Source organism: Pseudomonas orientalis, assembly GCF_001439815.1.
Taxonomy (GTDB): domain Bacteria; phylum Pseudomonadota; class Gammaproteobacteria; order Pseudomonadales; family Pseudomonadaceae; genus Aquipseudomonas; species Aquipseudomonas orientalis.
Map to the genome: position 1 here is coordinate 373,681 of NZ_JYLM01000006.1, position 14,623 is coordinate 388,303.

The following is a 14,623-nucleotide window of genomic DNA, read 5'->3' on the forward strand; positions in this document are numbered from 1 at the left end:
TTTTTGAAAACTTGCTTGACGACCCCCTGAAAAACCCGTTTAATGCGCCCCGTTGCCCAGATAGCTCAGTCGGTAGAGCAGGGGATTGAAAATCCCCGTGTCGGCGGTTCGATTCCGTCTCTGGGCACCAAAATACCGAGAAACCCCAAGGAACAATGTGTTCCTTGGGGTTTTTTATTGCCTGCGATTTTATGGGTTCTGGACCATTTCTGGACCAAGGCGCTTTGGCAGTGGGGTTGAAAGGTGTCCAAGGGATTTATGGAACCGAAAGCAAAACTGAATAGTTTTAACCTGATTTAAATTGTCAGGTTGAGAGCCTCCCTCAGGCAAGCTGAGGCGCCGACAATACAGTCCGCCCCAGCGCAGCGCTTTCGTTACCCCCGGCACACCACAGAGCCTCTGAGCACCCTGTATCATTTCGCACTCTGGTCACTTACAAGTCACGCGGTATGCGCGGTGCGTAACCGGCTTGTAAAGTAAGCGAGCATTCGACCTCGGAAAATCACTCCTGAATTCGGGGTCAATTATTAACAACACGGATGTTATGTCTTTGATTAACAAGATACCCAATAGCTTTTTTCTATTCTTTTTGATGACCTCTGCTGTTGCTAGTGCTGACGATTTCGATAAGCGAGCAGACCTTATGGGAGTTTATCAGCAAGCAGTTATCAACGATGCCAAGCTTTCAGCTGCTCGTCATGAGTATCAGGCTCTTCGCGAAGCTGTTCCGCAGGCCCGGGCCGGTTTATTGCCGACTCTCAGTGCCGGTGGATCCGTTGAGTCTGTTCGTTTACAGCGTGATGAGCCGAGCTTGACACGAACGCGAAGCCAGTCTGTTTTTCAAGCGAATTTGAACCAGCCGTTGTTTCGCCTTGATCGTTGGTTTCAGCTGGAAGCGGCACAAGCCAGTACGGAACAAGCTGCGCTGGAGCTATCCGCGAAGGAACAATCGCTGATTCTCAGTGCTGCACAAGCCTATTTCGAAACACTGCGTGCATTGGACTTGTTGGCGGCCTCTAAGGCAGAGGAAGCAGCATTAAAGCGCCAACAGCAGCAAGCTCAGGGACGCCTTGAAAATGGTGCATCCAGTATAACGGATGTGCTGGATGCTCAGGCGGCTTACGATAATGCTAATGCCAACCGCAAGCTGGCTGAGCGCAAAGTTGACGATGCTTATGAAACCCTTGCTCGCCTCACCAAACAGGACTATTCATCGATCGAGGGCATTCAACATCAACTACCAGTCGAAGCACCAGTACCCAATGATGCAAAAGCTTGGGTAAGCCAGGCGGTACAACAAAACCTCTCGTTGCTCGCCAGCAATTTCGCGGTGACAGCCGCCGAGAAAACTAATCATCAACGCAAGGCTGGTTTTGCTCCAACCTTGGATGCAGTTGCATCCTATCGTAAGGGGGACAACGACAACTTTGGATATAGCAACCCCACCGATTTTGGCCGCTCTGGATATCAGGGAGATGTTGAGCAGCGAAGCATTGGACTGGAACTCAATATTCCACTGTATTCGGGAGGTATGACGCGCTCGCAAGTGCGTGAGACCACAGAGCGCCTCGCTCAGAGTGAAGATGAGCGAGATGATCGGCGTCGAGAAGTCGTACAAAACACTCGAAACTTTCATCGGGCTGTTAATTCTGATGTTGAGCAAGTGAGTGCTCGACGGCAAACGATCCTATCGAGCCAAGCATCGGTCAAAGCAAACACGGTGGGTCGAGAGCTGGGGTCTCGAAACACCGCCGATGTACTCAACGCTCAGCGACAACTCTACAACGCTGTTCGGGAGTACAACAATGCTCGTTACGATTACATCATCGACACGCTCAAGCTAAAAGAAGCAGCAGGCTCATTGAGTCCTGCTGATTTGATAGATCTGGCCATGTACCTAATCAAAAATTACGACCCAGATCGCGATTTTCTTCCCCCAGATGCTCGTAGGCCAATCTGAGTTCCACTCAAGCTTTGATTGCGCCGCTTTGCTGATGGAGTTGCACCTCTTTTTGACGTAGTATGCGCACGATTTTTCCTACAGTCGGTGCGTTTTTGTGCGTTCAAACCTTGAAGGGGATAAAGTAATGCACATTACAAGCATTTTATAAAGTATCAATACTGACGTATTAATTTCCCCTTAACAAAGGGGAGCAAGGACGCAATGGCAATATGAGTACACAAGCTCCGGGCGTCGAGACGCCTGCACCACCCTTTACTGCTCCAATCATGGATACTGGCTTAGCCTGTTTGATCATGCTGGCTCGGTTTCATAATCTCGCTGCGTCTGCTGAACAGCTTTCCCATGAGTTTTCAGCAGACAAACAAGTCTTTTCTCAGGCTGAGTTGCTGCTCGGCGCTAGAAAACTTGGCCTGAAAGCAAAAGCGGTGAAGACCTCGATTGCCCGTCTTGGAAGCACCCCTCTACCTGCAATAGCGATTGATCGCGAAGGACGTTTTTTCATTATCGCCAGGCTGGATCAGGGCAAGGCTCTTATCCAAGATCCGCGTGCTGAACGAGCGGAAATTATTAGCAACGAAGTACTGCAAGAGCGATGGAATGGCCAATTGATTTTGGTTCGTTCTGAAACCGGAAGTCCTGGTGAAACCTCTCGATTCGACTTCACCTGGTTTATTCCTGCCATCGTGAAGTACAGAAAGCTGCTGGGTGAAGTGCTGCTGGTTTCCTTTGTACTGCAAATATTTGCACTGCTGACACCACTATTCTTTCAAGTGGTGATGGATAAAGTGCTCGTACACCACGGTCTGACCACTCTGGATGTTGTAGCCATAGGCCTTTTGGGGATCATGCTGTTCGAGTCGGCACTGAGCGGCTTGCGCACCTATGTTTTCGCCCACACTGCCAGTCGTATTGATGTGGAGTTGGGTTCGCGGCTCTTTCGGCACCTGGTCAATTTACCCTTGGCTTACTTCCAGGCTCGTAGGGTTGGCGATTCGGTCGCCCGCGTCCGAGAGCTGGAAAACATACGAAGCTTCTTGACCGGCAATGCAATCACTCTCGTGCTGGACGTCATGTTCTCCGTCGTCTTTATCGCTGTGATGTTTTACTACAGCGCTTGGTTGACCCTGATTGTGTTGCTGTCATTACCGCTCTATGTATTGGTCTCCGCGCTTATCACGCCCCTGCTGCGAGCCCGGCTACAAGACAGTTTTTCCCGTGGCGCTGAGAACCAGGCATTCCTTGTCGAAACGGTGAACGGCATTGATACGGTCAAGTCCATGGCCGTTGAGCCGCAAGCCATTCGTAAGTGGGACAACCAAATAGCCGCTTACGTCGCTGCTGGCTTCAAAACACAAAACCTCTCGACGATCGCTAACGAAAGTGTCGGCCTTATCGGTAAGTTGGTGACGGTCGCGACACTGTGGATGGGCGCCCGACTGGTGATCGACGGCAGTCTTACGGTAGGTCAGTTGATTGCCTTTAACATGCTGGCCGGAAGAGTCTCACAGCCCATCATGCGTCTGGCTCAACTCTGGACCAGCTTTCAGCAAACGGGTGTGTCTGTTCAACGCTTAGGCGACATCCTCAATACTCGTACTGAGCTGTCCCAAGCCAACAGAAGCGCCTTGCCGCCACTGAAAGGGCATATCGAATTTGACCAGGTACACTTTCGCTATCGAACTGACGGTTCTGAAGTGCTCCGTGGTATCAGCGTGCAAATGGCGGCAGGCGAAGTCATCGGCGTGGTAGGCCGCTCCGGTTCCGGAAAAAGCACACTCACTAGGCTGCTTCAGCGCCTGTATATCCCGGAGCGAGGACGTGTTTTGGTGGATGGCATGGATTTGGCGCTGGCTGACGTTTCATCACTGCGCCGCCAGATTGGTGTAGTGCTCCAGGACAACATGTTGTTCAACCGCAGTATCCGCGAAAACATTGCGCTGGCCGATCCCGGTACTCCCCTTGATGCAGTTATGCACGCGGCGCAAATGGCTGGAGCCCATGAGTTCATTCTGGAATTGCCGGAGGGTTACGACACCATGGTCGGCGAGCATGGTGCTTCACTTTCAGGCGGCCAGCGTCAACGTGTAGCGATCGCTCGTGCCTTGATTGGGAACCCACGGATTCTTATTTTTGATGAAGCGACCAGTGCCTTGGACTATGAGTCTGAACGGATCATTCAGCAGAACATGCAAAGCATTTGCAAAGGTCGCACGGTGATTATTATTGCTCACCGGTTGTCGGCAGTAAGGGATGCCAACCGTATTCTGGTCATTGATCGCGGACAAATAGTCGAGCAAGGCACACATTCAGAGTTATTAGCCCACCAAGCGGGGCACTACTCGCGATTACATCGAATGCAGCAAGGTTGAACCGTTTAGTTGCGTGATGTGTGTTCCGACTTCGCTTCATTTTTTAGATGCGACACGGATGTGTATTGTTTTTTTCATAGGACGATAATCGTATGAGCGCCCGCTCCGATTTGTTTCAACGCTACCGTCATGCCTGGCGTGAGTCATGGCGTCGCCGAAAAACCATGGATGCCCCCAAGCGCCTTCCCCATGAGGTTCAATTCTTACCTGCCGCATTAGAGTTGCAGGATAAACCTGTACACCCGGCACCCCGTATTTTCATGTGGAGCATTATCGCCTTCGCAACGTTAGCTTTGCTCTGGGCTTTCCTCGGAAAAATCGAAGTGGTCGCCGTAGCTCCGGGGAAAATTGTTCCCAGCGGTAAAACCAAGTTGATTCAACCCAGCGAAACAGCCGTTGTTACGGCGATTCATGTCACTGATGGTCAGGTGGTCAAAGCAGGGGAAGTCCTGGTCGAATTAGACCCAACCTCGGCAGATGCCGAGGTTCGGCGTATTCAGAGCGACCTTTTAGCGGCTCGGATTGACAGTGTTCGTGGTGGCGCAATGCTGGATGCGATCAATCATCAGAAAGAACCTCAACCTCTAATTGGGTTGATTCAGGGAGCTACTCCCGACCAGGTGCTGACTGCGCAGCGCTGGTTACAGGGGCAATATCAGGAGTATCGGAGCAGTCTTGATCTTGTCGAGGCCGAAATTCTCCAACGGGACGCGGATATACAAGCCGCCAAAGCCCAAGTTTCCAGTTTGCTGAAAACGTTACCGATCGCCAGCCAGTTAGCCGAAGACTATCAGCGGTTACTGGCTCAACAGTACGTTGCCCGGCACGAATACCTGGAAAAAGAGCAGGCTCGTCTAGACCTTAAACGCCAACTCAGCATCCAGCAAGCGAGCGTGTTGCAAGCAACTGCTGCTCAAAGTGAAGCCAAACGCCGGCGCGAGGGTGTGGTGGCCCAAACCCGCCGGACAATGCTTGATTTGCAGCAAGAAGCTAATCAGAAAGAAGCCAGCTTGGTTCAAGAACTGTCTAAAGCCCAGTACCAAGAGACCTTGACCCTTCTTCGCGCCTCCGTTGATGGCACGGTTCAACAGCTAGCTATCCATACCGTCGGCGGGGTTGTGACGCCAGCGCAACAGCTCATGGTCATAGTGCCTAGAGATCAGCCCGTAGAGGTTGAGGCGATGTTTGAAAACAAGGACGTGGGATTTGTTCGAACCGGCCAATCGGTCACGGTCAAAGTGGAAACCTTCACGTTTACCAAATACGGCACGGTTGAAGGTGAGGTTGTCAGCATTTCAAATGATGCCATTGAGGATGAGAAGCGAGGGCCTATTTACAGCGGCCGTATCCGTCTTAAATCCGACAGCCTAATGATCAAAGGGCAACGTGTTGCGCTAACACCGGGAATGTCTGTCACGGCTGAAGTTAAAACAGATCAGCGCCGAGTTATTGATTACTTCCTAAGCCCGCTGCAGCAGCATATTGATGAGAGTTTGCGAGAGCGATGAGGCTAGGTTTTAGATTTGCGGGCTGTTAAATTTTGGCTCTTGGGTACCCCTGTACGATTCGGCATCTTCCAGATCGATATAAATAGAGTTGGACGCTATATGAACGAGAAGCGCAAGGGGTGGAGAATCGTGGCTAGACTCTATGTAGCTGTATGGCAACTATTGAGAGGTGGGGCGGCAATTCTTTTGTTAGTGCTTTTTGCTCCTCTATTGATAGCTGGTTATTATGGGATTTTTAACACGAAAAACACACCAGATACCGATAAGGTGCGACAAACAGTGGATCCTAGGGTGGTGTGCGGGACATTATCAAATACCACAATAGAAATCCCAAGAGAATACGTTGTTTTCTGGCCTGAGTACGAGGGAAAAAGCTCTTGGGAGAAAGGGTTCACCTCCAACATAAAAGGGTGTGACGCCAAGCTGCTATCATTATATATGTCGGTTTCTTGGCCTGACTTTCAACCATTGTCGATCAATAAGCATCTTGTAAATAATTCTAAATTTTCAGGCCTAGAGATTACGATATCTCCAGTGATTCGAAAGACTGATAATATGCAGTTTTTTCTTGATAATCTCCTGAAACCTGGAAAGACGACTTCAGATAGTTATCATTATAAAGATTACGATGAATCGCTTGGGCTGTTTTACATAGACAGCAACGACGCTATCGTGCCAGAAGTAATGAATCGATACTATTGGGCTGAGAACAACGGTTCGGTATCGGTTGTGTTCGAATGTTACCGCACTCGCCAAAGCACTGATATATATAGTTGCGCAGGATATTTCCTTATGAGGGACTTTGATTATCTTGTAAAGCTGAGATTTCCATCTGACGAGCTTAGACATTGGCGAGAAATAGTTGAAAAAACTCGCGCTTTTATTTCATCTAAAGTTAACAAATAGGGAGTTTCTATATGCCTCAACAATTAACCGCCGTTGACTTGGAACAGGCCAAACGGATTTTAGACTCGTCCGGCCCATCGGCTGCTTATGATTTTTTATCAGGGAAAGGTTATAAGTACGCTACTCTTGCGAATGGAGTGGCAAAGGGTAATTCTTTGTCAGGCGAAGCTGCAATTAACTTCATGAAAGTAACTGCGGACGCGTCGGGGCATCCGCTTTCGGATGTTGATGTGAATCGTATACGCAAGGATATGGCTAACGGATACATAGAAGCATTAAGGGCAAAATTGAATAATGCCTCTGGAGTTTTGAATTCCGATATAAACTATGACGAGGCGTGGAATTTTCACAGAAACGTCTTTAATACAAACGGTCTCAGTGTGGATGCCTGGACGCTAAATTCAGTATTTTCGGTTATTACCGAAAGTACGAGAGAAGCCTATTGGCAAACTGTTTTAGAATCGGCAGGCGACGTTTCTAAGGAACTCATTTTAGCGGCCAATACGGATAAAATGATGTCGCTGGCCACGACTATAAGTACTGATGATAATAAAAAACTCGCCAAGGGCTGGATTGATAGGGTTGACTCTCCCTCAGGAGCATATACGGTTACGAAAAGCTTATTCAGTCAAATGTATAATATGATTACAGGAGGCTTTGCTGAAGAGTCAAATATACCTCCTTCTGCATCGACCTCTGGTCTTATTGATATTAATATCACGCCAGATCCACAACCTCAGCAGAATATTCAAGGCGAAAACAAAGCTCGGCAAGATGTAAGCAATGGATATGTTGTCAACTCGCCCACCCACAGCATTGTATTTAAAGATGACACCCTAAATAAAACAGATTTTACTTCAACGCAAATTGGTAGTTTGACAACAGGCGGAATACGCCCAGGGGAAATTCAACTCGACCCTAACGCTCGCCCCAATACTTATCTTTCACAATTCTACCAGACCCCAGACAGCACTAGGCCGGATTTCAGTTTACGCAATGCCGTAACCCTGAATGGCCTTTCGGCGATGACAACGGTCAATACCTATGTCGACCCCTTGCTGCTGGACTTGGGCGGCAATGGCGTTCGCATGACCGATATCCGGGATGGCGTATTGTTTGACACCGATCATAGTGGCACGCTCAAGCGCACGGGGTGGGCTGACCGCAATACCGGTATGTTGGTGATCGACGACGGCAGTGGCCAGATCAAAGACGTCAGTCAGATGTTCTCAGAATACTATGCTGGCAAGGCTGGGGTTGGCGGTGCCGCTGGTGAGGTACGATTCAAAGACGGCTTCGCTGCGCTCGCCAGTGAAGATGCCAATGCTGATGGTGTGATTGACCAGAACGACCCGATCTGGAGCAAGCTACGTGTATGGGTTGATGCCTCTCATGATGCTCAATCCGATGCCGGAGAGCTCAAGTCCCTGGCCGAACTGGGTATCACCCAAATCAATGTACGATCCACGACGGCCAGTAGTGAAGTCCGTGATGGGAATAGAGTGCTTGCCCAAGGCACTTTTACAATTAACGGTAAAACCCAAGAAGCTCTCGCGGTTGATTTTTTGGGGGATCCTGTAAGTAGCACACTGCTTGATCAGGGCGCTGGAACTAAGGTGACTTCCACCTCTGAAGGAGTGACAACGACCGCTTATGCAAGTAAGAGCACTACCGGTGAAACATTGGATGCTGCTCAGTTAGGCGTTAGCAATCTATATGGTGGTATCGGTAACGATACCCTCATTGCCGCGCCAACAGGTAGTTGGCTCGTGGGTGGAGGGGGAAGCAATACCTACACAGGCTCTGCCGGTAACGATGTCTTTGTGATCAGTGCATCAGACCGCATGGAAAATATCCACGGTAACGGCGGACGCGATACGGCCATTATCGTCGGCGATGAGGGTGTCGCTTTAAACATGGCGCGAGCTGGACTGACAATTGCTCAGGGCGGCCGTGGTAACGATGTTATTGCCAGTGGTGGTACCTCTAGCGCATTCATCAAAGGAGGTTCCGGAGATTCGACGCTGATCGGTGGTGCGGGCAATGACGTCTTGGTCGGAGGAACAGGCCGCAACACCATATTGGGAGGCAGTGGTAAGGCTGTTATTTATGCGGGTCCGAAAGGCGACACAATCTACGCGTCAGAAGCCGGCAGCATCATTCACGCGGGTGGTGGTGCAGACATTATCTACGGAAGTGTGGGTAATGATGTCGTTGAGGTCGGAGGTGGCAATGCCATTATTGACGGTGACGGCGGAATCAACATCGTTACCCTGCATGGCAACCATGGGGACTATAAGATCACACGCACTGCCACGGGCTACGAAGTGGCCGATACGGTTGCCGGGCGAGATGGTACCGTCACACTGAAAAACATCCAGAAGCTGAGTTTTTCTGATATTTCAGCTGTGGATCTGGACTTGCCCAACGCAATGCCGGTGGGAGATGTTTTAACTGTCGATCAGGCTGGCAAGGCGTTTGACCGGACACAAGCCCATTTGATCTCAGCAGCCAGCCTGCTCGCCAATGATCAGCACCTCAATAGTACAGGCACTCTGCGCATCTCAAGTGTGGACGAAGCCGTTGGTGGCACTGTCAGCCTCACCCAACAGGGGGACGTACTGTTTACCCCAGATCCACGCTTCACTGGATTGCTCAGCTTTAAATATGGTGTGGTTAATGAAGCGGGCAACCCTTCTGCTACGGTAGTCAACCTGGGGACGGGGCAAACGGCTCCGATGCGAGCCAACGTTACACTGCTGACTCCAGAGGTACCGCTGGACCCGCTGACGGCACAAGAGTGGTATCTCAGCGACATCAACGTCCTTCCTGTATGGAAGGATTACACCGGTAAAGGTGTACGGATAGGTCAGTTTGAGCCCGGCGGCGAGTTTGCCACCCACCCTGAAATTTTCGACATCAAGCATCCAGATCTTGCACCCAATGTTGATAAAGCTTGGCTGCAGACTCAGCAGACCAATGGAACATTGCCAGACGTGGTGTCTAATCACGCGACAATGGTTGCCGGTGTAATGGTCGGTGCGAAGAATGGTATCGGAGGTGTCGGGGTTGCATATGATGCAACGCTTGGAGGCTATTACCTAGCTAACAAAGGTGATGATCTGACTGGGCTTGGCCACATGGTCAGTTATGACATTGCCAACAATAGCTGGGGGTTTCAGAATGACTTTGCCATCAGCAATATGCAGCAAGGTCAAATCAATACCGCCAGTTCGTTAACCTCGAATGCCCAATATGCTGCAAATAATGGCCGAGGCGGGTTAGGGACAATTATTGTTGCTGCCGGAGGCAACAGTCGTGCTACTGGCGGCAATGCCCAAGGATCGCTGACCAATAACAATCGATACTCGATTGAGGTTGGAGCCATCAATGCGCAGGGTGATCTGTCGACTTTACAAATAGGCTCAGCACCGTTCTCTAATCCAGGCGCAAGCCTATTGGTCTCGGCGCCAGGCAGCAATGTCGTGTCCACCAGTCATATGCTGGAAACTGATCGAGGCTCGACTTTCGGCAATAGCTACAGCGCCATGCAAGGCACCAGTTTTGCCGCGCCTATTGTTTCAGGTGTTGTTGCGCTGATGCTTCAAGCCAACCCTAATTTGGGTTACCGAGATGTCCAGCAAATCCTGGCGCTATCGGCACGCAAGATTAACGATCCGTCTACAGTATGGAGCGACAACGGCGCCCGCAACTGGAACGGGGGCGGTATGCACACCAGTAATGACTACGGTTTCGGTGAAGTCGATGCCCGTGCTGCTGTGCGGCTGTCTGAAGCCTGGATGACTCAGAGCACTGGCGCCAACGAGTCAGTGTTCAGTGCTTCCAGTGGTGTTGTTGGTAAAACGTTGACTGCGGGTGAAACCTTCTCATCAAGTTTGGCAATGAATGCTGTCTCGTACGTGGAGCATGCCGAAATCGACTTTGATGCTCAGGTCGGCCGTTTGGGAGATGTGACCCTCAAGCTTATTTCTCCAGATGGTACACAAAGCGTATTGCTTAACCGACAGGGAAAGGTGCCAGTTGGTACGGCAGGGGCAAGCGATGCTGACGTGGGCAGCACACAGTCAGGTGCTTTCAAGTATACCTTCATGAGTACTCATCACTGGGGCGAACTCACGGCAGGTGAATGGAAGCTTGAGGTGACCGACTCCGCCACTGGGCTTCCTGTAACGCTGAACAGTTGGTCGTTGCGTCTGTACGGTAGCAAGATGAGTGCTGACGACACGTTCTTTTATACAGATGAGTACATCAAAGCGGTGGCTGCGCAGGCTAACCGTGGTGTATTGGACGATGCCGCAAGTGGAACTGCTGGTGGGCGTAATACGCTCAATGCCGCGGCAGTTTCTGGTGATACTTCTATCAATTTGGTAACGGGCGTTGCAAACATCGGAGGGGCGGCCCTCACGATCAACAGTCGCTCACCTATCCAAAACATTGTGACTGGCGATGGTAATGACACTCTGGTCGCAGGTCCGGCAAATGCATTGCTTGATGGCGGCCGAGGTAACAACACTCTGGAGGGTGGCACGGGTAAGGACTTCTTTGTGGTTCATCGTCGGGGTGGTGGTAACGATACCGTGGTGAATTACGATGTCGCCCGTGGTGAGATCATTGACCTGGTTGGTTTCACCGGCAAGACCTTCGCAAATCTGGTCATCACACAGCTCGGCGCTGATGTTAGTGTCGATCTGGGAGATGCTCAGTCAATTTTGCTGAAGAATCAAACGGCGTCGGCAATTACAGCCGCTCAGTTCAAGTTTCAGGATACATTTGTTGCGCCAGTGGAATACGTCAACAGCGACGTTTCTGCGGTTCCCCCACAAGAGGGGCTGGGGACTGTCGTGTTAAACGGTGGCTCCAAGGGTGTGAGTATCACAACGGGGGCTGACGGTCAGTTTGTTGCGTCTCTAGCCGGAACGGTGTACAGCCATGATAGTGCCACTTCAGATACCTTCGTTGTATCTCGACAGCCAGGGATTGCGGACTATCAAAATGCACTAAGAGGGTTTAGGCAGGGCATCGACAAAATTGATTTAAGCCAGACAGGTATCATCAGCTTTGATCAGCTCACAATCAGTAAAAACAATCGCGGTACGATAAACGGGCTGTCGCAAATTCATGGTATAAATATTGCGACTATGGCACTTGATCCTGCCGGAGGTAAGGTCGAATTGCTTTACTTGGATGCACTTGATGTCTCTCAATTGAATCAGTCAGACTTCATATTCGCTACCCATGCGCTGGATCTAGTCCCTATTACTCCTTCGGTAGTCCCTCCGGTTGTGACTACCCCTGATCCATTGCATCCGACGATTACCGTGCCGGGCACACTGGAGCCCTCTATCGAACGTCCAATAATTGATATACCGGCTGTTGTTCTACCTCCTATTCCACCAATCGATATTCCTAAAAGACCAACTGTCGAAGAGCTTTTGGCGGGTCGAGATCGTCTTCCAACGGATACAAAAGTAAAAACTGCCGAAGAAATTTTAGCAGAACGAGGTATTGATCCTACCAAACCGGTTGATATGACTACCCCCACGCCAGTAGTCGGCGGTAGAGACGTTGGCGGTGGTATTGATACCAGACCAACAGAAGTAAAAATAAAATCGGTTGACGAAATTTTGGCAGAGCGAGGTATTGATCGAACTAAACCGGTTGAAATGACTACTCCTAAGCCAACAGATCTTACTGACCTGGTGGTGCCAACTCCCCCGGTCACAGGTGGAACTGTAACCCCTTCGCCCGTTGTTGTAGATAAACCAACACAGATTGCACCAGTCAAGACTACTACCGTACCCGTGAACACTCCGTTTGCGATCGTTAATTTGCCTGATCTAGCTGATAACGATCTTGCCGTCACTGGATTTAGCGCGAAAGTTACATTGGGTAATGGGGATAATACAGTTAGGCTCAATGGTATGATGGGAACATTAGTCGCTGGCGATGGTAAGAACACTATTGACTCGACTGATAATACCTCTAGCGCTACTGTTGGTAACGGGAAAAACATTATAACGGGTATTTATCAAAAACTGTCAGTCGGCAATGGTGACAATATAATAACTGTCGCAAGTCGGACGAGAGCGGTTACCGTTGGAGATGGAAAGAACACCATCCAAGGTGCAATTCAAAAGCTGACTGTCGGCAATGGCGACAATACCATTGTCAATACGGAGTCAATGGCAAAAGTGAAACTAGGAGATGGTACAAATACAGCGACTGTCAGTGGTGTTATGGCTACGGTGGAGGTTGGGCACGGTAGTTACGATCTAGGATTCCGTGGGTCTATGAGTACCTTGGTATTTGGCAAGGATATTACGCCTGATAAGCTATGGTTTGAGCATGCTGGACAGGATTTGCAAATTTCCGTGCTTGGTTCTAAGGAAGAAGTAACGGTACTCAATTGGTATGCTAGTGCGCCACAGCGCCCCAGCACTATCAGCACGGGTGATGGTAAAAGCCTATCTGATCGGAATGTTGAGCTTTTAGTGCAGGCTATGGCTGCGTTCTCACCTCCCGCCGCTGGTTTAACAAGTCTTGCAACATCAGAGCAGCAGGCCCTTCAGCCAGTCCTTGCGGCCAATTGGCATTAAGGTCGTAGCATCTGATCAACACCTAGCTCCCTGCAGAGAGTAGTTTGCAGGGAGCTATCTTTAAATAGATAACAGATCTACACGACATAATCCGGTCGACTCGTGTCATTTTTTGACTATCCTGCTCAGACAATACTAGAAATTCGGTCTCTGCCGGCATGCCTGCGGCCCTGATGTCGCAGCAGCCGATTAAGGGTTGTTTTTCGCTGGGCCCGATCGTTCAGCCTTTACCCAATTCCCAGCTGTAAGGTTTTTTCCATGACCCGCTTCTTGCTCTGCACACTCTTGCTACTGACCGCAATGCTCAGTGGGTGCGCCACGCAAATGGACGTAGCGATCAACGCAACGCCTGATCCCGACTACCACTTCGACCGCCAGGCACCCGTACTGGTGACGTCCACCGGCGGCAGCGACGAAAACGCGCTCAACGCCCGCTACTACCTGCGCGATATGGTCAGCGCCATGAAGGACCAGGGCTTTCGCAACGTCTTCACCGACACCACGCGGCCCAAAGACCATGCACCGATCAAAATGACCGTCACCCTGGACGTCGACAGCAAACAGGTCACCTACCGCTATACCGCCACCGAATACGGCCAGGTGGCAAACAGCACCACCACGCAGTGCAAGAAGAACAAAAAGAAAACCGACCAGCTGACCTGCACCAGCACCCCAAACACCGCCTACGGCCCCGTAGGCACCTCTGAGCGCACCGGCTACACCACCCTCACCACGTTCAGGGCCACCGCCCGGGATGAGACGAGCAAGCGCGCGGTGTACGTGCTTCGGGCGTCGTCCTACAACGACGACTGCCAGGCCGCGAAGGTGGAAGCTTTTTTGGTGGAACAGGGGCTGCGCAATTTGAATTTCCAGGATCGGGTGCGGCGTAACTACACGGTTACGATGCCGGAGGGGTTTCGTTGTAAGTAAGTGCTTTCCAAAGAGCCATCTCAATTGAGCAAAAACACCATCAACGCATTGTCATTCAAACGCTCCTGAAAGCTAGGCGCCAGCGGCTCGAGGGGCGAGTCCCTCAACAACGCCGCGTCCTTGCGCGGCACAATCACCCAGGATGGCCGGGGAAAAACAGGGGTCAGACCACGTTTAGTGCTCCGCCAGAAGAATAGTGGTCTGACCCTGAGGGATCCCCGATTTTTCTTACGAAAAATCAAGAAGTTGGAGTTATTGAAGAAGCCTGCATGAGTCGGCAACTTGGTTTGCACCACACAAAAACAAGATCCCCAACCCATGCAGGCCATC

At 50.6% G+C, this 14,623-nt stretch carries 6 protein-coding genes, 1 tRNA gene and 1 pseudogene; 7 read left to right on the forward strand and 1 reads right to left on the reverse strand.

All coding sequences use genetic code 11. The annotated features are described in order from the left end of the window. The first annotated feature begins 54 nt into the window (after positions 1–54). The 7 genes from TU82_RS17330 to TU82_RS17355 all read left to right on the forward strand — a co-directional run bounded on the left by TU82_RS17330 (position 55) and on the right by TU82_RS17355 (position 14,293). Positions 55–130: transfer RNA gene (locus tag TU82_RS17330), tRNA-Phe, on the forward strand. 462 nt (positions 131–592) lie between these two features. Continuing rightward, positions 593–1,960, forward strand: coding sequence for a TolC family outer membrane protein (locus tag TU82_RS17335; RefSeq protein WP_057724518.1), 1,368 nt, complete (start codon positions 593–595; stop codon positions 1,958–1,960). Positions 1,961–2,172: 212 nt separating this feature from the next. Continuing rightward, a complete protein-coding gene (locus tag TU82_RS17340; RefSeq protein WP_057724508.1) occupies positions 2,173–4,332 on the forward strand; it encodes a type I secretion system permease/ATPase in 2,160 nt (719 codons plus the stop codon). A gap of 92 nt (positions 4,333–4,424) precedes the next feature. Further along, positions 4,425–5,840, forward strand: coding sequence for an HlyD family type I secretion periplasmic adaptor subunit (locus TU82_RS17345; protein ID WP_057724509.1), 1,416 nt, complete (start codon positions 4,425–4,427; stop codon positions 5,838–5,840). A 99-nt stretch (positions 5,841–5,939) separates the two neighbouring features. Continuing rightward, positions 5,940–6,746 (forward strand): hypothetical protein, encoded by an 807-nt coding sequence (locus TU82_RS28710; protein ID WP_156421669.1) that lies wholly within the window; start codon positions 5,940–5,942, stop codon positions 6,744–6,746. Between the two features lie 11 nt (positions 6,747–6,757). Next, positions 6,758–13,363: a S8 family serine peptidase gene (locus TU82_RS17350; protein WP_082632033.1), complete on the forward strand. Its 6,606-nt coding sequence runs from the start codon at positions 6,758–6,760 to the stop codon at positions 13,361–13,363. Positions 13,364–13,621: 258 nt separating this feature from the next. Then, the gene (locus tag TU82_RS17355) at positions 13,622–14,293 is read left to right on the forward strand and encodes a hypothetical protein (protein ID WP_057724510.1); all 672 of its coding nucleotides are present in this window, start codon (positions 13,622–13,624) and stop codon (positions 14,291–14,293) included. 20 nt (positions 14,294–14,313) lie between these two features. Here TU82_RS17355 and TU82_RS29010 read toward each other — a convergent pair. Beyond that, a pseudogene (locus tag TU82_RS29010) lies at positions 14,314–14,623 on the reverse strand (hypothetical protein); the annotation flags it as partial.